The following is a 19,158-nucleotide window of genomic DNA, read 5'->3' as shown; positions in this document are numbered from 1 at the left end:
CCCTCCTGCCGTCCTGCGCGGTACAAAGCCTATGCGCAATCCATCGGCAATCGCGATTTGGCCGTCTGCTGCACGAATTGCGACAATCTGACCATCTTGCTGACCACCTCAGCGATCGAGGATATCGCGCATCTCCACCAGATTGGAACGCACCCGCAGCAAATAGAAGCCCATGGTCGCCAGATGCGACGGCATGATCCAGCTCGCCTCGTTGCCGTTGGAAATGATGAAGGGGTGCATGTCGAGCGAGGCGCGCAACTGGTCCTGCGTGCGGTCCCACACATTGTTCAGTCGCCGCTCTTCGAACACATCGCGGAAATCCGACTGCGTGGCCGACAAAATGCCGTGATAGGCGTAAAGCTGGCCATAGGTGAACCAGAACCGGTCGTCGGCGCGCGGGTCGAACCAGCCGAGATCGCTTGCCTCCATGCGGGCCCGCAGGATGTCGGATGTCGAGCCGATGTCGCCCGTCACCCGGTCCATGAACTGCAGGAGATTGTCGGAGCGCGTGTCGAAATAGGCTTCGCAGCGTCCAAGCTCGTCATTGAAGGCGTCGAGCGCGCGCATCGCCTCGCGCTGGCGTTCTTGCGTTGTCGGCTGGATGAAGGGCGGCGTGAATGTCAGCCACCACGCATCCTCGATATAGGCCATGGCCTCGCGCGCATCCTGCAGGTTCTGGTTGAACTGCGACGTGCCGCGCACGCGGCCCAGCCGGTCGACCAGTTCCACGGTGGTCCGCCGGATCACCTGGTTGATACCAAGCTGGAAGGCTGCCTTGTTGTCGAGAAACGGCGTATTCTTCCACGGAATGCCGAAAAGCCCTGCCTTCGAAAGCGGATGCGACGGCATCCAGGTGTTCTGGTTGACGTTGTAATCGACCAGGTCCCGTGTCACTTCAACAATCGCCGATGGCGCGCATTGCGTCGCCGAGCCGGCCGGCAGTTCCTCGCCCGCGCCCGCCGTACGGCTGGTCAGATCATAGGCGGCGACGTAGTCCTGGTCCCAGTTGACCCAGCGCTCGGCTGACCAGATGAAGTGCCCGTATCCGAACAGCAGCATCAGGATGACAACCAGCACCGGCCCGCGGATCAGCCAGCTTCGGCGCTGGTACCACTGTCCGAAGGCGACGAAGGGCCAAAGCAGCCAGGAGATGAAGATGCCGATCCCCCGGCCGATCATCTCGAAAACCCTGGTGAAGAACTGAATGATCGGATCAAGCATATCGTCCCCTTGCGGAATTACAGACCGTAAAGGCGTTTGCGGAAACCCGCCTTGTCCTTGAGATAGGTGGTTTTCAGCATCTCTACAACATGGTGGCGGAAGGCATCCGGATAGGCCGCGTAATCGGCATAGAAGCCCTGCTTGTTGAACACATAGCGCGACACGAAATCGCCCGGCACATATTCCGAGATCAGCCGGTTGGTCAGCCACGCATCCTTGTGGCCGGGTTTCGCCCGCGCCAGTTGGAAGCGGAAGCGTTCCGGCAGGCGCGCCATGTCGATCTGCCCGGATTGGGCAATCTCGCGCTTCGCCGTTTCGAGGAACGGATAGGTGCCGTCGCTGGCGATCATCGCCGCGTGGCGATGCATCCAGGTTTGCAGCCACACCGGATCGATCCGGTTCAGATCCGCGTCGGGCTCGGCCTCGCGCAACAACCCGCGGATCGCCATCTCGGCGCGGTGTTCCAGAAAACCCGATCCTTCCAGCCAGGAGGCGCGCGGCGGATCGAGCCGCCCCGTTTCGGCGAGGAACCGAAACACCCGGCCCGTATCCGCAATCGACAGGTAGCTGACCTGCCAGGGCCGCGAGCGGCGGAAACCCGGTGCCTCCGGATTGCCGATCACGGTCGTCATGCGGTCGTCGACGAACACATAGCAGCCGCCGAAATGGCTCGTCCAGAACGCGTCGTGGCGAAACACAACCTGCTCGGGCACCAGCGTGTTTTCGCGGATATCGCCGGCCACCTTGGCCAGATCGACCATGTGCTCCAGCATCGCATCATCACGCCAGGCGTTCGGCTCGTTGGTCAGCCGGTCGACCAGCACGCGCAGTTCGGCCGCCTTGCCCAGCACATCCTCCGCCGACAGCACCCGGAACTCCACCTGCTCGATCGACAGCAGGTCCTCGATGTCCTCGACGCGCGACACATTGTCCTCGATCTCGCCGAAGATCACGTCCTTGATCGTCAGCGCATTGATCGCCCGCGTGTTCGCGTTGAAGAACTCGAACATCAGCGCGTCGGTGTTGGAAAACCAGGTATGGACGACGGGCAGCGTCGCCTGCGCCGGCGTCAGGATGATGAAGCGGCGATTGACCCCGTTCGGGTCGAGATAGTCGGCATCGCCCAGTTCGCTGGCGATCTGCGGCGAGAAGCCCGTCTTGTCGATGTCGAAACTCTCGAGCTTGGTCGGCGGCAACCCGAACGCGGCAAGCGCCTTGTTGTAGCGCTCGATCAGATGCGGCTGGCTGACGGTCAAGAGCCGCCCGTAGATCAGTTCATTGTCGTAGAGGCGTTTCATTCTTCCGGGATTCTCTGCGCCCGTACCAGTTTCCCTTCAGCGATACGGTCCGAAAGTGCATCCTGGTCTCGAACCAGTAGTGGCACCAGTACCTCTCGGTCACTCGGGTATCTCTCTAGGATTTCTAACGCATCCCTCGCATTTTGAATTTTTAAAGACTGAAGCAATTCACGGTCGCGCTCTAGCTCAACACGTCTCTCTTCTGTCTCTATTGACGCTTGAATATCGCGCTCGCGTCTCATGTGCCGCTCGTCGTAATAAGTTACCATCCGGCCAATAGAGTCAGATATGACTTCAACAACCTTGCCAAGGCCTACGAAATCGATCCAGCCCGGCGAAGCGTACTCGATCCGACCAACCATTAAACGCGCAGGCTGCGGGACTTCGTATCGAGCTATCTCCAACAATCGGCGATTTGTATAATCCAATGCGCCTTGGATCGATGATCCGACGAACTCAGGAAACTCGGAATAGTATTCGTCGGGAAAAGGAAATCCTAAATAGCCGTAGTGACGATATTTATTGAATGATAGTTTGTAGTACATCGACTCTATAGACTGGAGTACGTCAATAAAATCTTGAGGTTCCCAATTTTCAGCAATTTCAACTCTTAGCATCTTTTGCTCCACAGCCCCTTCGCCTTCAATTCCGCGATCTCCGCCGCCGCTCGCTCGCGCAGCCGCTCGTTGCGGATCATCGTCTCGATCGCCGCCTGGTCGGACTTGTCGGTGTAGCGGAACTCGGAATCGGCGTAGCGGTTGATCTCCTGCATCACCATTGCCATCGTGAACGGCCCGCGCAGTTCCTCGATCATCGCCTTCTTGTCGTCGTAGGACTTGTGCATGAAGGTTTCCGGCGCCTCGAACCAGTCGTCCGGCAGGTCGATATCCATCGCCCGCATCTTGATCGCATCCGTGATGTTCTTGATCGCCCGGCCGGTAAAGCGCGGCTCGGCCAGCTTGATGCGGTGCAGATAGTCACCGACATCGGCCATGGTTCTTGGCTCGCCGCGCTCTTCCAGGAAGCGCTCGTAGACAGCGACCAGCCCGTCCTCCTTTGGCCGGTCGTGGCCTTCGTAGGCGGCGGCGACCGCCTGCTTGATCGCCTGCGCTTCATAGAGGTCGTGCTCGCCGAGCGGGATGTCGTGGTTCTTGCCGGCCAAGAGCACGAAAATGTCGACGTAATCCTCCAGCGTCTGCGGCCCGTCGACCAGCCAGCGCGCGCCGGCCCGCTGGCGCAACGCGTCGTCGACATTCTCCGGATAGTTGGAGAACATGCCGAACGAGCAATTGCCGCGCACCACCGTCGTCGCGCCGGCAAAGCTTTCCATCAGCACCGCCGTCACCTCGTGCTGGCCGGCCGAGGCGCGGTCGTCGGAGCGCTTCGCCGCCACTTGGTCGATATCGTCAACCGTGCCGAAACCGATCGCCTTCGGATTGACAATGTTGTTGACGAATTCCTTGCAGTTTTGGCCCGACTTGCCCTGGTAGGAGGAGATCTGGTCGACGCCGAAATTCTCATAGTGGAACGGGTAACCGGCAATCTCGCAATAATCGTTGATCAGCCCGGCGATCATCTGGATCAGGATCGTCTTGCCGGTGCCTGGCGCGCCATCGCCAACGAAGGTGAACAGGAAGCCGCCGAGTTCAACGAATGGATTAAGTTGCCGGTCGAAATCATAGGCAACCAGCATCTTCGCCAGCTTGGTCGCCTGATATTTGGCGATGTGGTTGCCGATGATCTCGTTCGGCTTTTTGAACTGCATGACCAATGGCTTGCGGCGTTCGCCGGGAGCGACGTCGAAACCGTTGATCGTGAAGTCGTCGGCCTCGATGCGGATGTGGCTGTTCTCGAACGCGCCAAGCCCGGTGAAGCGCCCGCGCCGGCCCAGAAGACCGTCGACGGCGACGCGGGCGAACGCCTTGGCCCGTTGCAGCATGGCGGTCTCGTCGGCTGCGCCATCGATGGCGTTCGCCAGTCCGGCGATCAGCCCCTTCAGCGCATCCTGTGCCGTGTCGAACAGGAAATCCGGCTCGTCGGGATCGTTGACAGGCTCGGTGCCGCCATCGAGCATATGCAGCAAGTATGCGGACAGCGTGAAGGCCGAAACATAGGCCGCCGCATTGACCAGCGTCTTGAAACGCACCGCGTCATCGCCCTGCAGCGGCGCCGACAGGTTGCGTGCCTGCAGGCTCTCCAACTCGGTCTGGCGGGCATAAGCATCGGCGACGGCGAGTGCCACGGCAATGCCGCGCCGCGTGCGGTAGAGCAGATTGTGCTGCATCGGCGTCAGCATCTGGTCGTCGGGCCGGATGGCGGCGATCTGCTTGGTCAGTTCGACCTCGCGGGTCCGCTTCATGCCGCCGGTCGAAATCGTCGAAACGAAACGCCGCCCGGTGCCGGCCAGCGCCGTATCCGAACGGCCGCCCGTTTCCTTCATGACGATGACCCGCGTGACGAAGCTCTGCGCCGTCGAGCGGTGTTTGGCGATGTCTTCCTCGTCGATGCGTGTCAGGCCGATATCCATGAAGACGTCTCCTGTTGGCGGCACGGGTCAGACATCGCTGATCACCTGCCCGCCGGAAATGATGTGGGTTTTATAGCCGGCAAAAACCGTCTCCGCCTCGCCGGCCGCATAGAGCGCCTGATACGCCTCATGCGGGATCAGCGCATGTTTCTCGTAGCTCGACACGCCCATGCGTGCGGCATCCAGATCGTCGGTCTCGATGTGAAACTCCTCGCGCGCCGGCTGCGACGACCACAGCCCCTTGCGGGCCGGCTTCTCGGCCTTTGAATAAATGTCCTGGATCGTCCAGGTCAAAAGCCAGGCATTGGCCGGATCGGCAACGTTTTCGAGGATCGCGTTGACCCGCGCATTGTGCTCGGTGATCCCCGCCGAATAGAACGGGCCGAGCACGATGCGCCTGAGCTGCTTTGGGTGCAGCAGTTCGAAATCCTTGTCCATGTTGGTGGCGATCGTCGATGGCGACAGCGAATAGGCGGAATTGCGTTCGACGAAAGCGTCGAACTCGCGCGCCAGCTCAGGGTTCAGCAACCCGCCGACCGGCAGCGGTATCTTCACCTTCTCGTTCAGCTTGCCGTCTCTGGTCACCAGCATCTTGACGAGGTCGGGCGAGGAATCCTCCACCGTCACCGAATAGACCATCGGCAGATTGGATGCGCCGTCGAACGCGCCCCAATGGGTCAGGTAAAAGGGCCGTTTCGTCTTCGGATTGACCGACACCTTGACCGTCTCCGGCAGCACCAGCGGCGAAAACACATGCCCGTCCTGCACCGCCTCCAGATAGAGCCGCTCGGCCATGGCGCGCTGCAGATCCTTGGGAAACGCCTTGTGGCGCAGGATGAAGTCCGCCATCTCGCTGCGCAGCGTGTCCGGATCGGCGATCTCGGCCAGCCGCGCCTTGGCGGTGCGGCGGTCGTTTTCCAGTTCCAGCACGTTCTGGAACACCGGAAACCCGCTTTCGGCGCGCGAGATGCGAAACGTCGACGCGTAGTCGAGATGGTGCCGCCAGCAGCCGAACGAGGTTTCCAGCCGCTTTACGTATTCGGTAACGATCTTCGCCACCAGCCCATGCCGGTAGAGCGGCGAACGGTCGTCGCGCAGGAAGATGTCGAGCCCTTCGAGCGCCGCGCTGATCGACGCGAAATACCGCCCGACGGGCGATGTCGGATTTGCATTCGGCTTCACGGCAATGGTGCTTCCGTCTGGTGTCTGGCCGCCGCGCGCCGCTTACTGGTGCACGTATTTGCCGGCGTCGTGCGTCTTCATGACCTCGTCGAAACGCCGCGCGAAGGCCTCGTCGGCGAGCTTCTTGCGGCGCTGGATATCCTGCGTGGCGACCATGTTCTTCTCGTGCATTTCCAGGAGGTCGCCGATGTGTTTCTGCGCCGCCGCACCGATGCCGGCCATCGTCGTTTCGGCTGCGGTGTCGACCTGGCTGCCGAGCGTGTTGATCTTGTGGGCGACATCCTGCTGCGCCGCAGTCTTCAGCGAGTCCTCAAGCGACTTGTAGAGCACGATGCGCTGTTCGGTATCGATCGTCAGCTTGTTGATCAGCGTGCTTTGCGCCGCGATCTGGTTGTTGAGCGAGTCGACAAAGGTCTGGAACATCGATGTATAGCGTTCCAGCGTCTGGCTTTCGGCGAGCAGCTCTTGTTCCTTGGCCTGCTTCTGGTTGTATTCGGTTGCCAGTTCGGAGCGCTCGCTCTCCAGTTCGGTACGGTCCTTTTGAGTGGTCGTCGCAGCGATCCGGTTCTCGATGTCCATCAGCATCGGGTTGAGTTCCTCGATGCGCTTTTGTGTTTCCTCCAGTCCGGCCATCGTGCCCTTGCGACGTTCGATCACCGACTTGAGGCTCGCCTCCGAGGTCGAATAGCGGCTATCGAGAATGTCCTTCTGGCTTTTCAGAATGCCGACGATCGTGTCGGATTTCGCCAGCAGTTCCTGCAGATTGCCGGCCAGCGACATGTTTCGCACCCGTTCGGAGCGCATGCGCTGCATTCGCTGTTTGGAAAACAGGCCGATGAACTTCTCCATGCCGGAGTAGGACTTCATGCTCTCGAATTCGCTGCCGAAGACGTTCGTCGCGTCTTCCAGCCCGATGATCAGGTCGGCGATATTGCCCTCCATGACCTTCTGCTGTTTCAGCACGTCCTGGATGCGGGCGTTCTCGATATCGAAGTCTGCATCGCCCAATGCCACGTCCGCCTGGGCGAACTTGTCGAGCATGGTGCCGGACTGCTCGATCTTCGAGCGCATGTCCTCGACGACCTGCCTTGTACTTTCGATTTCCGCATCAAAGTTTTGCAGTGTCGCCATCAGTCGGTCCTCTCCTGTCAGATCGCGGCGCGATGCCCCAGCGAGATATAGACGCTGATCACGACGTTTTGAAGATACGGCGTCGGAGCACGCAGACTAACTACCGGTAAAGCCGATCAGATCCTCGGCGCGCACGCGTCCCATTTCTTCTTCCCAGTGCTGCCGGCACAAGGACACATAGACATCCTTGCCGATCGCCACCTGATCGCCTTCCTGCGCCACCTTGCCGTCGGGACCGAGCCGGACGACCATGGTCGCCTTGCGCCCGCAGCGGCAGATCGTGCGCACTTCGCGCAACTCGTCGGCAATCGCCAGGAGCCTCTGCGAACCGGCAAACAGGTTGCCCTGGAAGTCCGTTCTCAAACCGTAGCACATGACCGGTATGTTCAGCCGGTCGACAACACGCGCCAACTGCCAGACCTGCTCGTCTGTGAGGAACTGCGCCTCATCCAGGAACACGCAATGGGTCGTCTTGGACTGGTGATGTTCGGCAATCCGCGCATAGAGGTCGTCGCCGTCGCGAAACATCTCGGCGTCGGACTCCAGGCCGATTCGCGACGAAATATAGCCGACATCCTCTTCCTTTCGGTAATGGCCGGCGACAAACAGCAGCGTATGCATGCCGCGCTCGCGGTAATTGTGCGAGGCCTGCAGCAACATGGTCGACTTGCCGGCATTCATGGTCGCATAGTGGAAATACAGCTTCGCCATGGGCCTCTTTCGCGCGTCTTTTCCCAGATACCGTTCAGTGACATAAACGCTAATCGCATTCGCAGCCATGCACGCGTTGCACCAATCAACAGCCTGATAAGACACGAGGGGCGATCATGGCGAAAGCCGCCAATATCATCCGCGAAACCGACCCGGAGGCGATTCGCCTCGCCCGCACACTGATCGCCACCGCCCGCCATGCCGCGCTCGGTGTGGTGCTGGGCGAGACCGGCCACCCCGGCGCCAGCCGCGTGGCGCTCGCCACCGATTTCGACGGCGCGCCGATCATCCTCGTTTCCGCCCTGTCCTGGCACACGCAGGCGCTTGCGGGCGACCCGCGCTGCTCGCTGCTGGTCGGCGAGGTCGGCAAGGGCGATCCACTGGCCCATCCGCGCATCACGCTGTTCGGCCGCGCCGAACCGGTGACACGCAACAGCGAGGCCGGCCAGCGCGTCAAGCGGCGCTACCTGTCGCGCCAGCCCAAGGCCGCGCTTTATGCGGATTTCGGCGACTTCACCTTCTTCCGGATCATCATAGACCGCGCCAGCCTGAACGGCGGCTTCGGCAAGGCTTACGAACTGACATCAGACGACCTCGCCATGCTTGGCGACGCCGCCGGTATAGCCGCCATCGAAGCGGGAGCGGTTCAGCACATGAACGAGGACCACGCCGAAGCCGTCGGCCTCTATGCAACCGTCAACGCCCGCGCCAAGCCCGGCCAGTGGCGGCTCGCCGCGCTCGACAGCGAGGGCATGGACCTGACCGACGGCGACCGGACCTGTCGTGTCTGGTACTCCGCGCCGCTGGCGGCAGCAGATAAGCTGCGCTCCGTCCTCGCCACGATGGCAACCGATGCCCGCGAGAAAAGGGAGGCTCAATCATGACAACGCTCGCCCAACGCCACGAAACATTCCAGACCCTGCATGCCGATGGCTGCTTCGTCATCCCCAACCCGTGGGATATCGGCTCGGCGAAGGTCATGCAGGCGCTCGGCGCCAAGGCGCTGGCAACCACCAGCGCCGGCTTCGCCTTCACGCTCGGACGCCCCGATATGGGCCATGTCACGCGCGACGAGGCGCTGGCTCATGCCGCAGATATCGTCGCCAACACCAACCTGCCGGTCTCCGGCGACTTCGAGAACGGCTTCGCCGATGCCCCCGACGATGTCGCAGAGACGGTTCGCCTTGCCGCTGAAGTGGGCCTTTCGGGCTGCTCCATCGAGGATACGATGATGGAAGACGGTAACCCGGCCTATCCCTTCGATCTTGCGCTCGAACGCATCAAGGCCGCGGTTTCGGCAGCCGGTGCGGTCGGCCGGCCTTTCGTGTTGTGTGCCCGCGCCGACGGGGTGATGAACGGCTCCTACGACACCGCAGATGCCATCCGCCGTATCCAGGCCTTCGAACAGGCCGGCGCCGACCTTCTCTATGTGCCGATGCCACCCGGCATGGACGAACTGAAACAGGTGGTCGACAGCGTCTCCAAGCCGGTCAACGCGCTTGTCGCCGGGCCGTTCGCGGCGCATGGTTTCGAAGAATTTGCCGCCATGGGCGTGCGCCGCATCAGCCTCGGCTCGGCGGTAGCCCGGGTCACCCACAAGGCGTTGGTCGATTCGGTCGCGGCGATCTGCTCCGACGGTGATTTCTCGCTACTCAAACAGGCCGCAAGCGGCGGACGTATTGACCGGATGCTGAGCGCTCCTGCCACACCCGATGCCTGAGCCGGAAATCGTCCGGATCGGCGATCCCGCCGATCCGCGCATCGAGGCCTATCGCGACATCCGCGAGCGCGATCTCGTCCGCCGGCATGGCGTGTTCATCGCCGAGGGCCGGAGCGTGCTGCAGGTGCTGCTGCGCCAACAGCGCTTTGCCGTGCGCTCACTGCTCATTCTGGAAAACCGGGTTGCCGGTCTCGCCGGCCTGCTTGACGACGTGCCGCCCGGTGTTCCGGTCTATGCGGCGTCGCAAGCGGCACTCGACATGATCGCCGGTTTTCACCTGCATCGCGGCATTCTCGCCGTCGGCGCGATACCGCAAGGGACTGCCGGCCTGCCCGATCCGCTGCCCGAAACCTGGCGCACCGTGCTTGTCCTGTCGGGCATCTCCAACCACGACAACATGGGCGCGATCTTCCGCAATGCGGCGGCCTTCGGCGTCGACGCCGTGCTGATTGATGCCGATTGCTGCGATCCGCTCTACCGCAAGGCGATCCGTGTTTCGGTGGGCGGCGTGCTGCGCGTTCCCTTCCACCGCTTCGACGGTCTAGCCGAAGCGCTTCGTGGCCTCGCCGAGCGTGATTTCGCCGTCACCGCGCTGTCGCCGGCTGGCCGCATCGACATTGCCGAATGGACACCCAGGCCCCGGCAGGCGCTCGTACTGGGCAGCGAAGGGCATGGCCTGCCCGCGGAATGGCTGGATCGGCTGGAAACCGTCTCGATTGCCATGGCTAATGGCTTCGACAGCCTCAACGTCGCCACGGCAGGCGCGATCGCGCTGTTCAGGATGCGGTCTGGCGCCGCTCAGGCGGATTTTTGATCGGCAGCCTTGCGCTGCAATTCGCGGATGCGCTCGGCAAGGCTGACGATGTCGCCGGGCGGCGCATCGGCCTCTTGCGCAAGGAGTTCGTTGATCCGCGATTCCGGCCCTTCGATGCGCGCCGACACGGCGACCACCTCGGCCGCCAGCTGGTTGAGCTGCTCGCGCAGCGCCGCGTCGCCCTTGGAACCGGCTTGCGCCTCGCCGGCCTTCTCCAGCGCGGCGCGCAGATCGTCGCGTTCCTTGAGAAGCGCCTCGGTTTCAGGTTCGCTTCCCGCAATCCGCCGGTTGAGCGCCTCCGGCAGTTTTTCGAGATCGCGCTCGCCGAGTGTGGCTGAAAACTGGTTGATCATCAGCGTCATTTCGCTGGCCTCATCTTCCAACGCGCGGCGCTCCTCCTCAAGCTGGGCAATCCGCTCGTCGCGCTCCGCGACTTCAGCCTCCGCCCGTTCGACCCGGTCCTGAAGGTGCTTGAAATCGGCTTCCCGGTCTTCCAGCCGCGCCTTCCACTCGGCATTCTTGGTGGTCGCCGCCTGCAACTCGGTTTCGGCGCTTGTCCGGCCCTTGCGCTCGGCCGCCAGGATCTCGCCGGTTTCGCGCAGTTGGTGTTCCAGCGACCCGACATTGTCTTCGAGTTCCTTGCGCACCGTTGTAAGCTCGGCCACGTTCGCCGAAAGCGCCCCGACCTTCACATCGCGCTCCGCCACGCCGGAAAGCGCGGTCTCGAGCTTCTCGGTCAGCATCTCGTTCGACTCGATCTCCCGGTCGAGCGCATCGGTCTTCAATTCGAGTTCGGTGCGCGCCGCCTCGAACATCACAGCGGTCTCGGAATAGGACGTCGTGCGCTCGTCCAGCGATTCCGAAAGCTCGGCGACCTCGTTGTCGAGTTGTGCTCCACGCGTCAGGCTTTCCGCAAAACTTTGCTCCAACTCACCGATCCGCGCGCCCTGGTCGGTGATCGTCGCCCTCTGGACCACGTCCTTTTCCTTCAGCCGCGCAAGCTGCATCTCGAGCTTGCAGACCGCCATCGCGTGTTCGGCGCGCAACGCGTCCTTTTCGGCATTGAGTTCATTGAGAGACAGCGGCAGCGAGCTTTCGATCCGCTTGCGGGTCAGGAACACCGCGCGTTCCCAGACCGCAGGCGCCGCCACCATTGCGATAAACAGCGCCGCAAGAAATCCGAGAGCGAAGATCAGTATGGTCTGAATCAAGACCGACACCCGTTACGGTTGTTCCGAGACGAAACGCATCTCGCACGGAACGCGCAAACAATCCAGTGCGCTCGCGCACAGGCCGACACCGTGTCGGTGCCTGCGATTGTCGCTTTCGAAGCAAAAGCGCGGGCGTGAACTGCATCGTCCGCCCGAGCCGAAAGCTGTCTGGATCCGACTGGATTAGGTTCTAGAACGGGTTCCAGGTCGGGTACTGCGTGACCTTCAGATAGCCCATCGACACGCCCAGCCGCGCGCCAACGCCGGTCCGTACAGGCACCAACAGCACATTGTCGCGCTTCAGCACGTTGAAGCCGAGACCGGCGACAAGGTAGGCGGAACCGGCCACGCCGCCATAGCGACCATGCAGGTTGGAAATGCTGTCGAGATTATAGACCAGCATCATCGTGCGGTTGCCTTCGGCACCGAAATCCCAGCCCAGCGACGGACCTTGCCAGAAGACGAAATGGTCGCCCGCGTTCTTCGTGTAAAGCGTTCCCTCGCCGAAGGTCAGGCCGCCGACAAAGGCGCCGCCGCCCTCCTGGCCGAGAATGTAGCCGTTGGGCAGACCGTATTGATGGAAAATCTGCTCGACCAGCGACGCAAGCCCGCCCGAGGTGGCGCCGAAAAACGTGTGTCCGGCATCAACGATTTCCTGGGCGGTGTAGGCACTGCTGGCCTGCGCACGCGCCTTCACGGGCGCCATGGCGGCCAGAATGACCATTGCAAACGCCAGCATCGCCCAGATCGCGGCGTGCGGCCGGACTGCGTGTGTCGCAGCCTGCGGTTTGCTGAAGTGACTCATCACGGTTCCTTTTTTGCTAGACCAAGCGTTGTCGCGCCTCGCCGCAGTTTCTTGCCAGCCGCCTGTCCCTGAAATCCCGCTTGGGCGGGTTCTTTCTGCCTTAAGAAACCATTACGCCGGTTGAGTTTACGCATTGTTAAGACGGCCATGAGGTAAAGGACCTGGTATCGATTCATACACCCTGATTGCCTTGAAAGTCGTGTCGCCAGAGTGCTACTGCGTCGCAGCAAGCCAAATTCCCCTAAGTAATTTGTTCTTCGGAGCCGCCTGATGTCCCCCCCGCTTTCTCTGTCGCCATCCGATCTCGCATCGCTTCTATGCAGCCGGGTTTGCCACGACATCATCTCGCCGGTCGGCGCCATCAACAACGGTCTGGAATTGCTCGACGAAGGCGGCGCCGACGAAGCGGCAATGGAGTTGATCCGCGCCAGCGCGCGTAACGCATCCGCGCGCTTGCAGTTCGCCCGTATCGCTTTCGGCGCCGCGGGTTCTGCCGGCGTGCAGATCGACACGGGCGATGCGGAGGCCGTGGCATCCGCGTTCATGGCCAGCGAGAAACCGGAATTCAAATGGACCGGCGAGCGGGCCTACCTTCCCAAAAACAAGGTCAAGCTGTTCCTCAACCTCATTCTTGTCGGCAATGCGGCCATTCCGCGCGGCGGGACACTCGACGCGGTGTTGCACGACGCGAACGGAAACCCGACTTTCGACGTGACAGTCACCGGAAAGATGCTGCGCGTACCGCCGAAATTCCTTGAACTGCATTCGGCCCTGGCATCGCAAAGCGATACCGAAGAGGCCATCGACGCCCACACTGTGCAGTTCTATTACACATTGTTGCTCGCCAACGAAGCCGGCCTCGCGATCGACATCAAGGTCGACGACGAAAAGATCGTGTTCAGCGCGACCTGATTACCCTACGCGATTTCCGGGTTAACCATACGTTACAGCCGCACCTAAAAACCGGCGCGCCGGTTTTCGGGTTCGTTCAAACATGCCTGCTACAGTGGAGGCTGTAATACGGGGGCGTTCCGATTTTCTCGGAACAATGGAAAAGGACGTAGAAAATGACTCGCTGCATAATTGTCGATGGATCGAGCGTCGTTCGCAAAGTTGCGAAACGCATCCTGACGACTCCGCAGGATGTCATCCAGGAAGCGGAGAGCGGTCAGGAAGCATTGCAGGCACTCAAGATCAGCTCGCCCGACATCATTTTTGTCGACGGCAGCTTGCCGGACCTGGACCTGACCGAATTCATCACGAAAGTGCGCACGATCTGCGAGCTCGCACAGCCGTCCATCGTCGTCATGTTGACGGAGATGGATCTCGTGAAGATGACCAAGGCCAAACGCGCAGGCGCGGACAACTACCTGCTCAAGCCGTTCGACCGCGAGCAGCTCATGAGCCGCGTCGAGAAGCTGAACGAAGCCGCCTGATCTGGCTTCGGCGCTTCGACTGCTGGAAATCTTCGCCTGAAAAAGAAAACCGGCCGCAATCGGCCGGTTTTTAGATTCCGTCAGCGGGGGTCGGGGCGGCTAGGCCTCAGGCGCTTTCCGCCATGGAAAGCTGCTCGGGCTCGCGCAGGACATAGCCACGTCCCCACACGGTTTCGATGTAGTTGACGCCGCCGGATGCCGCGTCGAGCTTCTTGCGCAGCTTGCAGATGAAAACGTCGATGATCTTCAGTTCCGGCTCGTCCATCCCGCCATACAGATGGTTCAGGAACATTTCCTTGGTCAACGTCGTGCCCTTGCGCAGCGACAGCAGTTCCAGCATCTGGTACTCCTTGCCGGTCAGATGCACGCGCTGTCCGCCCACCTCTACGGTCTTGGCGTCCAGGTTGACGATCAGGTCGCCGGTCGTGATCACCGACTGGGCGTGTCCCTTGGAGCGGCGGACGATCGCGTGGATGCGCGCCACCAGTTCATCCTTGTGGAACGGTTTGGTCATGTAGTCGTCGGCGCCGAAACCGAGGCCGCGAACCTTGTCTTCGATACCGGCCATGCCGGACAGGATCAGGATCGGCGTCTTGATCTTCGACAGTCGCAAGGTGCGCAGGACTTCATAGCCGGACATGTCCGGCAGATTGAGGTCGAGAAGAATGATGTCGTAGTCATACAGCTTTCCGAGGTCGACGCCCTCCTCACCAAGGTCGGTGGAATAGACGTTGAAACTTTCGGATTTCAGCATGAGCTCGATGCTCTGAGCGACCGCGCTGTCATCCTCAATGAGCAATACCCGCATTTCTTTCCCCTTTTCCTGCGCCCGGCGCCCATGCGAGGCGATCCCGCCGCAGAATCAAACCCGCTCGCACGAAGGCTGCCACGGAATGGTTAACAAAATATATTCCGGCTCAGCAAGGTTTCATTCCTTGTTAACTTTCCCTGTCATACATCTGAAATTGCAGCCTTTTTCATCCAGAAAAACCGGACACTTCACTTGAAGAAACCCGTCCAACAGACTCATTAGACTCATCAATTCCGGCACCTTCGACAGCGTTTGCGATTTACCCTGCCTTAAAGGTTACGCCCTATCATTAACGCAGGACGTAAACGAAGCGTTACCAACACGACTTTTCCGTCGGTGTGGATACGAATCGTTAAGAGGATGCACGAACATCCTTTCGCGTCACTTGCCGCGTAGGTTTTTTTGGAGTTGTGCGTATGAAACCGAAGGACAACATGATCCGGCTTCGCCAGTTCAAGGTAGCGGAGAAGCATCGGCAGGTGATGCAGCTCGACACCATGATCGCAGAGTTTGAGCGAATGGCCGGCGAACTCGAGGCCCAGATCCAGGCAGAAGAGAAGAAAGCCGGCATAACCGACCAGAATCACTTCGCTTATCCGACCTTCGCCAAGGCCGCCCGCACCCGCCGCGACAATCTCGAGGTCTCCATCCGCGACCTGCGTCAGCAGAAGGAAACTGCGGAAGCCGATCTGATGGAAGCCGAAGCCGAACTGCAGAAGGCCGAGCGGCTGGAAGTGCGTGAGGCGCGCGGCCCGGAGACTGGCGTTGAAGCAGCCGGCAATCGCAGCGCGATGATCGGCTGACACCGCCGGTCAGTCGGCCTCGCCTTGCTATCGGCGATGCGCATCGCTAGGTGCGCGCATGCGCTTTTTCACTTCGGCCCTTCTCGCCGCTTCGGCGTTCTTCTTCGCGCTCGGCATTACCCAGCCGCTGTTGCGCTTTGAACGGCTTGTCTTTTTTTCCGAAACACCGTCGCTGATCGAAATCGTCGCGGAACTGTGGTCGTCGGGCGATGCCCTGCTGGCAGCCGCCGTCGGTTTGTTCTCGATCGTCTTTCCCGCCTTCAAGATCCTCGCCGCCCACGCGCTGCTCGCCGCCGAAAGCGCCCGGCCGGAAGCCGGTGCGCGGTTGCGCGCGCTGCTCGGCATCGTTTCCAAATGGTCGATGATGGACGTGCTTTTGGTGGCGCTGGTGATCTTCGCGGCCAAGACGACAGGTCTGGCCGATGCATTTACGCAGATCGGGCTCTGGTTTTATGCCGGTTCGGTAATGACGACGGCGGTTGCTACGGCGCTGCTGAAATGAGCGCCGTCTGAAACGGGATCAGTGCCGGTATTGCTGGATGCGGGTCGTGCGCAGGCCGGCAAGCCCATGCTCGTCGATCGACGCCTGCCAGGAGAGATACTCTTCGACGGTCAGCGTATAGCGCTGGCATGCCTCTTCCAGGCTGAGGAGCCCGCCGCGAACGGCTGCAACAACCTCGGCCTTGCGGCGGATGACCCATCGCCGCGTCGAGGCAGGCGGAAGATCATTGATCGTCAAAGGGCTTCCATCTGGCCCGATCACATATTTGACGCGTGGTCGGATCTGCTCGGTCATTGCACTCACTACACATTCAAGACCAATCAACGTCGCCACATTACGGCCACAGCTTTAAGAAACGCCTAAAGGCCGGGTAGCAATTTGGTAATCTCCGTGAATCGCGGGTAACCGCTGCATGGTCGCCGCACACTGGAATCGCCGGCGGCTTGGCGTTATATGCGTGCTTTGCCAGCCGGGCCCGAACCATGAACTCGCTCGATATCGACAAGCGTCCAGAAGACACCCGCGTGGTCGTTGCCATGTCGGGCGGCGTCGATTCGTCCGTTGTCGCGGGCATGTTGCATGCTGCGGGCTACGAGGTCATCGGTATCACCCTACAGCTCTATGACCACGGCGAGGCTGTCCGCAGGACCGGCTCGTGCTGCGCCGGCCAGGACATCGACGATGCGCGCCGCGTCTGCGAAACACTGGGCATTCCGCATTACGTGCTCGATTATGAGAGCCGCTTCCGCGAGGCGGTGATCGACAATTTCGCCGATTCCTACCTCGCCGGCGAGACGCCGATCCCCTGCGTGGCCTGCAACCAAACCGTCAAGTTCGCCGATCTGCTACGCACCGCCCGCGAGCTCAACGCCGACGTGTTGGCGACCGGCCACTATATCGGCTCGCGCATCGAGAACGGCCGCCGCATTCTCTACCGGCCCGCCGACGCCGACCGCGACCAAAGCTACTTCCTGTTCGCCACCACCCGGGAGCAGGTCGACTTCCTGCGCTTCCCGCTCGGCGCGCTGACCAAGGACCGCACCCGCGAACTGGCCGCCGAGATGGGGCTTGAAGTGGCCGGCAAGCCGGACAGCCAGGACATCTGTTTCGTGCCGAACGGCAATTATGCCGAGGTTATCACCAGGCTCAGGCCCGATTCTGCGCTTTCCGGCGATATCGTGCATATCGACGGCCGCGTGCTCGGCCGCCACGCCGGCATCCTTCATTTCACCATCGGCCAGCGCAAGGGCCTCGGCGTGGCCACCGGCGAGCCGCTCTATGTCGTCAAGCTTGACGCGCGCACCCGCCGCGTCATCGTCGGCCCGCGCGCCGCGCTCGACACCCGCATCGTGCATCTGCGCGAAGTAAACTGGCTCGGCGACACGCCGCTTGACGAGATCGGCGCCGCCGGCCTCGATGTTATGGCGCGCGTCCGATCCACCCGTCCGCCCACCGCCGCGCGCATCGTCTTTGAAAACGGCGCGGCCCGTGTCGAACTGCCCGACGGCGAGGCCGGTGTCGCACCGGGCCAGGCCTGCGTGCTCTACGACAATGCCGGCGCCGGCGCGCGCGTGCTCGGCGGCGGCTTCATCGACCGCACCGAACGCGCGCCCGAAGCCGAGCGCATGCTCAAGAACCTCGAAATGGAACTCGCCGGAACCGGCTAGGCCGCTTCCGGGCTGAGCCTACTCGGCCGCGAAGATGCGGGTCGGGCTGGCCAACACGAATTCGCGGATCTCACCGATCACGCGGTCCTGGTCGGCCTCGCTCAGATAGGGATGCATTGGCAGGCACAGGATCGACTTCGGCTTGGCGTCGGTGACCGGCAGCCCGCCGGGCGCGACCGGAAACCGCTCATAGGCGGTCTGCCGGTGCAGCGGCTTGACGTAGTAGATCACCGACGGAATGCCCTGCGACTTCAGATGCGCCTGCAATGCGTCACGCTCCGGCAGTTCGATGGCGTATTGCGCCCAGGCCGAGGGCGAACCCGCCCGGTTGGCCGCCGCCATCACATAGTCGGCGAGGCCCGCATGGTAGCGCTCGGCGACGCGCCGCCGCGCTTCCATCTCGTCTTCGAGGATCGCCAGCTTCTCGATCAGGATCGCCGCCTGGATGGTGTCGAGCCGCGAGGTCAGGCCGATGCGCACATTGTCGTACTGGCTGGCGCCCTTGCCGTGGAAGGCGACCGAGCGCATCACCTCGGCAAGGTCCGCGTCGTCGGTCATCACCGCGCCGCCATCGCCGTAGCAGCCGAGTGGCTTGGCCGGGTAGAAGCTGGTCGCCGCGACATCGCCGAACGCGCCGCAGCGTGTCTCGCCGGCAGCCCCGCCGATCGACTGCGCCGCATCCGAAATGACGAACAGCCCGTGTTTCCTGGCGATCGGCCCGATTGCCGCGTAATCGGCGGCAAGGCCGAACAGGTCGACCGGGATCACCGCCTTGGGCGAAAGCCGGCCCTCGGCCACGATCATGGCGATCGCCGCTTCCAGCGAGGCCGGGTCCATGTTGTAGGTGTCGGCCTCGATATCGACGAAGACCGGCTCCGCGCCGGCCAGCGCCACCACTTCCGCCGTCGAGGCGAAGGTGAAGCTCGGCACGAACACCGCGTCGCCCGGCCCGATGCCCTTGGCCATCAGCGGGATCAGCAGCGCGTCGGTGCCGCTGGCACACCCGATCACGTGTTTCACGCCCAGGTAATCGGCCAGCCGGCGTTCGAATTCGGCCACCTGCGGGCCGAGAATGAATGCGCCGCTCGACACGACTTTCGCGATTGCCGTCTGGATTTCGTCTTCAATGCGGGCGCGCTGAGCGCCAAGATCGATAAATTGCATGCTGTCCCCGGATTGGCCGCGCCCGCGATATGCCAGACGCACGAACCTCTCGCCCACTTCGCGCATAACGTGATATCGCGACCCCGTAAAGCGTAACGAAATCAATCCACCGCACCCGCTGTAATGCTCGGTGATCGGTTCTCGCAGTCATTTCT

The 19,158-nt window shown here is 61.8% G+C and carries 19 protein-coding genes and 1 pseudogene; 8 read left to right on the top strand and 12 right to left on the bottom strand.

Translation table 11 applies throughout. The features are described from left to right. Positions 1 to 108 precede the first annotated feature (108 nt). The 7 genes from ACO06R_RS06450 to ACO06R_RS06420 all read right to left on the bottom strand — a co-directional run bounded on the left by ACO06R_RS06450 (position 109) and on the right by ACO06R_RS06420 (position 8,070). Entirely contained in the window at positions 109 to 1,221 is a 1,113-nt protein-coding gene (locus ACO06R_RS06450; RefSeq protein ID WP_421857496.1) for a DUF2333 family protein, read from the bottom strand. Between the two features lie 17 nt (positions 1,222 to 1,238). Further along, on the bottom strand, positions 1,239 to 2,519 hold the full coding sequence (locus ACO06R_RS06445) for a DUF6638 family protein (protein ID WP_421857494.1): 1,281 nt from the start codon (positions 2,517 to 2,519) through the stop codon (positions 1,239 to 1,241). Further along, entirely contained in the window at positions 2,516 to 3,136 is a 621-nt protein-coding gene (locus ACO06R_RS06440) for a hypothetical protein (protein WP_421857492.1), read from the bottom strand. The genes ACO06R_RS06445 and ACO06R_RS06440 overlap by 4 nt, the downstream gene beginning before the upstream one ends. Continuing rightward, positions 3,130 to 5,046 (bottom strand): AAA family ATPase, encoded by a 1,917-nt coding sequence (locus ACO06R_RS06435; RefSeq protein ID WP_421857490.1) that lies wholly within the window; start codon positions 5,044 to 5,046, stop codon positions 3,130 to 3,132. The genes ACO06R_RS06440 and ACO06R_RS06435 overlap by 7 nt, the downstream gene beginning before the upstream one ends. 27 nt (positions 5,047 to 5,073) lie before the next feature. Beyond that, positions 5,074 to 6,228 (bottom strand): hypothetical protein, encoded by a 1,155-nt coding sequence (locus ACO06R_RS06430; protein ID WP_421857488.1) that lies wholly within the window; start codon positions 6,226 to 6,228, stop codon positions 5,074 to 5,076. A gap of 42 nt (positions 6,229 to 6,270) precedes the next feature. Continuing rightward, on the bottom strand, positions 6,271 to 7,359 hold the full coding sequence (locus ACO06R_RS06425) for a hypothetical protein (protein WP_421857487.1): 1,089 nt from the start codon (positions 7,357 to 7,359) through the stop codon (positions 6,271 to 6,273). Positions 7,360 to 7,455: 96 nt separating this feature from the next. Beyond that, positions 7,456 to 8,070: a thymidine kinase gene (locus ACO06R_RS06420; RefSeq protein ID WP_421857485.1), complete on the bottom strand. Its 615-nt coding sequence runs from the start codon at positions 8,068 to 8,070 to the stop codon at positions 7,456 to 7,458. Between the two features lie 116 nt (positions 8,071 to 8,186). On the opposite strand from ACO06R_RS06420, the gene ACO06R_RS06415 reads away from it, so the two are divergent. The 3 genes from ACO06R_RS06415 to ACO06R_RS06405 are packed head-to-tail and all read left to right on the top strand — an operon-like array spanning position 8,187 to position 10,604. Then, complete coding sequence (locus ACO06R_RS06415) at positions 8,187 to 8,954, top strand: HugZ family protein (protein WP_421857483.1); 768 nt, start codon at positions 8,187 to 8,189, stop codon at positions 8,952 to 8,954. Then, positions 8,951 to 9,790, top strand: a complete 840-nt coding sequence (locus tag ACO06R_RS06410; RefSeq protein ID WP_421857481.1) for an isocitrate lyase/PEP mutase family protein — start codon at positions 8,951 to 8,953, stop codon at positions 9,788 to 9,790. Before ACO06R_RS06415 ends, ACO06R_RS06410 begins: the two co-directional genes overlap by 4 nt. Beyond that, the gene (locus ACO06R_RS06405) at positions 9,783 to 10,604 is read left to right on the top strand and encodes a TrmH family RNA methyltransferase (RefSeq protein WP_421857479.1); all 822 of its coding nucleotides are present in this window, start codon (positions 9,783 to 9,785) and stop codon (positions 10,602 to 10,604) included. Before ACO06R_RS06410 ends, ACO06R_RS06405 begins: the two co-directional genes overlap by 8 nt. Here the strand turns inward: ACO06R_RS06405 and ACO06R_RS06400 are convergent. Further along, positions 10,589 to 11,815 carry a hypothetical protein gene (locus tag ACO06R_RS06400; RefSeq protein WP_421857477.1) on the bottom strand — a complete coding sequence of 409 codons (1,227 nt, stop codon included), beginning with the start codon at positions 11,813 to 11,815 and terminating at the stop codon, positions 10,589 to 10,591. The genes ACO06R_RS06405 and ACO06R_RS06400 overlap by 16 nt on opposite strands. A gap of 190 nt (positions 11,816 to 12,005) precedes the next feature. Next, positions 12,006 to 12,494: pseudogene (locus tag ACO06R_RS06395) on the bottom strand (DUF1134 domain-containing protein); the annotation flags it as partial. Between the two features lie 396 nt (positions 12,495 to 12,890). Between ACO06R_RS06395 and chpT the strand changes: the two are divergent. Both chpT and ACO06R_RS06385 read left to right on the top strand, forming a co-directional pair. Then, positions 12,891 to 13,532, top strand: coding sequence for a histidine phosphotransferase ChpT (chpT, locus tag ACO06R_RS06390; protein WP_421857475.1), 642 nt, complete (start codon positions 12,891 to 12,893; stop codon positions 13,530 to 13,532). 155 nt (positions 13,533 to 13,687) lie between these two features. Continuing rightward, on the top strand, positions 13,688 to 14,056 hold the full coding sequence (locus ACO06R_RS06385; protein ID WP_421857473.1) for a response regulator: 369 nt from the start codon (positions 13,688 to 13,690) through the stop codon (positions 14,054 to 14,056). Positions 14,057 to 14,162: 106 nt separating this feature from the next. Here ACO06R_RS06385 and ctrA read toward each other — a convergent pair whose 3' ends face one another. Then, positions 14,163 to 14,864 carry a response regulator transcription factor CtrA gene (gene ctrA / locus ACO06R_RS06380; protein WP_421857471.1) on the bottom strand — a complete coding sequence of 234 codons (702 nt, stop codon included), beginning with the start codon at positions 14,862 to 14,864 and terminating at the stop codon, positions 14,163 to 14,165. 419 nt (positions 14,865 to 15,283) lie between these two features. On the opposite strand from ctrA, the gene ACO06R_RS06375 reads away from it, so the two are divergent. Beyond that, a complete protein-coding gene (locus tag ACO06R_RS06375; protein ID WP_421857470.1) occupies positions 15,284 to 15,670 on the top strand; it encodes a flagellar export protein FliJ in 387 nt (128 codons plus the stop codon). Positions 15,671 to 15,728: 58 nt separating this feature from the next. Then, entirely contained in the window at positions 15,729 to 16,172 is a 444-nt protein-coding gene (locus ACO06R_RS06370; protein WP_421857468.1) for a paraquat-inducible protein A, read from the top strand. Between the two features lie 18 nt (positions 16,173 to 16,190). On the opposite strand, the gene ACO06R_RS06365 is transcribed toward ACO06R_RS06370, so the two are convergent. Continuing rightward, positions 16,191 to 16,466 (bottom strand): DUF1153 domain-containing protein, encoded by a 276-nt coding sequence (locus tag ACO06R_RS06365; protein ID WP_131567411.1) that lies wholly within the window; start codon positions 16,464 to 16,466, stop codon positions 16,191 to 16,193. 188 nt (positions 16,467 to 16,654) lie between these two features. Between ACO06R_RS06365 and mnmA the strand changes: the two genes are divergently transcribed. Continuing rightward, positions 16,655 to 17,839: a tRNA 2-thiouridine(34) synthase MnmA gene (mnmA, locus tag ACO06R_RS06360; protein WP_421857466.1), complete on the top strand. Its 1,185-nt coding sequence runs from the start codon at positions 16,655 to 16,657 to the stop codon at positions 17,837 to 17,839. An 18-nt stretch (positions 17,840 to 17,857) separates the two neighbouring features. Here the strand turns inward: mnmA and ACO06R_RS06355 are convergent, their stop codons facing one another. Next, entirely contained in the window at positions 17,858 to 19,003 is a 1,146-nt protein-coding gene (locus ACO06R_RS06355) for a DegT/DnrJ/EryC1/StrS family aminotransferase (RefSeq protein ID WP_421857464.1), read from the bottom strand. Positions 19,004 to 19,158: the final 155 nt, after the last annotated feature.

Origin of the sequence: Oricola sp., from assembly GCF_965230365.1 — a bacterium.
Lineage (GTDB): Bacteria > Pseudomonadota > Alphaproteobacteria > Rhizobiales > Rhizobiaceae > Oricola.
Note: the sequence above shows the minus strand (reverse complement) of the source record. Positions and strands in the feature narration are given on the sequence as shown.

Bases quoted from the DNA above. Each gene is read 5' to 3' on its own strand.
- ACO06R_RS06450 (WP_421857496.1), bottom strand. From the start codon at position 1,221: ATGCTTGATCCGATCATTCAGTTCTTCACCAGGGTTTTCGAGATGATC.
- ACO06R_RS06445 (WP_421857494.1), bottom strand. From the start codon at position 2,519: ATGAAACGCCTCTACGACAATGAACTGATCTACGGGCGGCTCTTGACC.
- ACO06R_RS06440 (WP_421857492.1), bottom strand. From the start codon at position 3,136: ATGCTAAGAGTTGAAATTGCTGAAAATTGGGAACCTCAAGATTTTATT.
- ACO06R_RS06435 (WP_421857490.1), bottom strand. From the start codon at position 5,046: ATGGATATCGGCCTGACACGCATCGACGAGGAAGACATCGCCAAACAC.
- ACO06R_RS06425 (WP_421857487.1), bottom strand. From the start codon at position 7,359: ATGGCGACACTGCAAAACTTTGATGCGGAAATCGAAAGTACAAGGCAG.
- ACO06R_RS06420 (WP_421857485.1), bottom strand. From the start codon at position 8,070: ATGGCGAAGCTGTATTTCCACTATGCGACCATGAATGCCGGCAAGTCG.
- ACO06R_RS06415 (WP_421857483.1), top strand. From the start codon at position 8,187: ATGGCGAAAGCCGCCAATATCATCCGCGAAACCGACCCGGAGGCGATT.
- ACO06R_RS06410 (WP_421857481.1), top strand. From the start codon at position 8,951: ATGACAACGCTCGCCCAACGCCACGAAACATTCCAGACCCTGCATGCC.
- ACO06R_RS06405 (WP_421857479.1), top strand. From the start codon at position 9,783: ATGCCTGAGCCGGAAATCGTCCGGATCGGCGATCCCGCCGATCCGCGC.
- chpT (WP_421857475.1), top strand. From the start codon at position 12,891: ATGTCCCCCCCGCTTTCTCTGTCGCCATCCGATCTCGCATCGCTTCTA.
- ACO06R_RS06385 (WP_421857473.1), top strand. From the start codon at position 13,688: ATGACTCGCTGCATAATTGTCGATGGATCGAGCGTCGTTCGCAAAGTT.
- ctrA (WP_421857471.1), bottom strand. From the start codon at position 14,864: ATGCGGGTATTGCTCATTGAGGATGACAGCGCGGTCGCTCAGAGCATC.
- ACO06R_RS06375 (WP_421857470.1), top strand. From the start codon at position 15,284: ATGAAACCGAAGGACAACATGATCCGGCTTCGCCAGTTCAAGGTAGCG.
- ACO06R_RS06370 (WP_421857468.1), top strand. From the start codon at position 15,729: ATGCGCTTTTTCACTTCGGCCCTTCTCGCCGCTTCGGCGTTCTTCTTC.
- ACO06R_RS06365 (WP_131567411.1), bottom strand. From the start codon at position 16,466: ATGACCGAGCAGATCCGACCACGCGTCAAATATGTGATCGGGCCAGAT.
- mnmA (WP_421857466.1), top strand. From the start codon at position 16,655: ATGAACTCGCTCGATATCGACAAGCGTCCAGAAGACACCCGCGTGGTC.
- ACO06R_RS06355 (WP_421857464.1), bottom strand. From the start codon at position 19,003: ATGCAATTTATCGATCTTGGCGCTCAGCGCGCCCGCATTGAAGACGAA.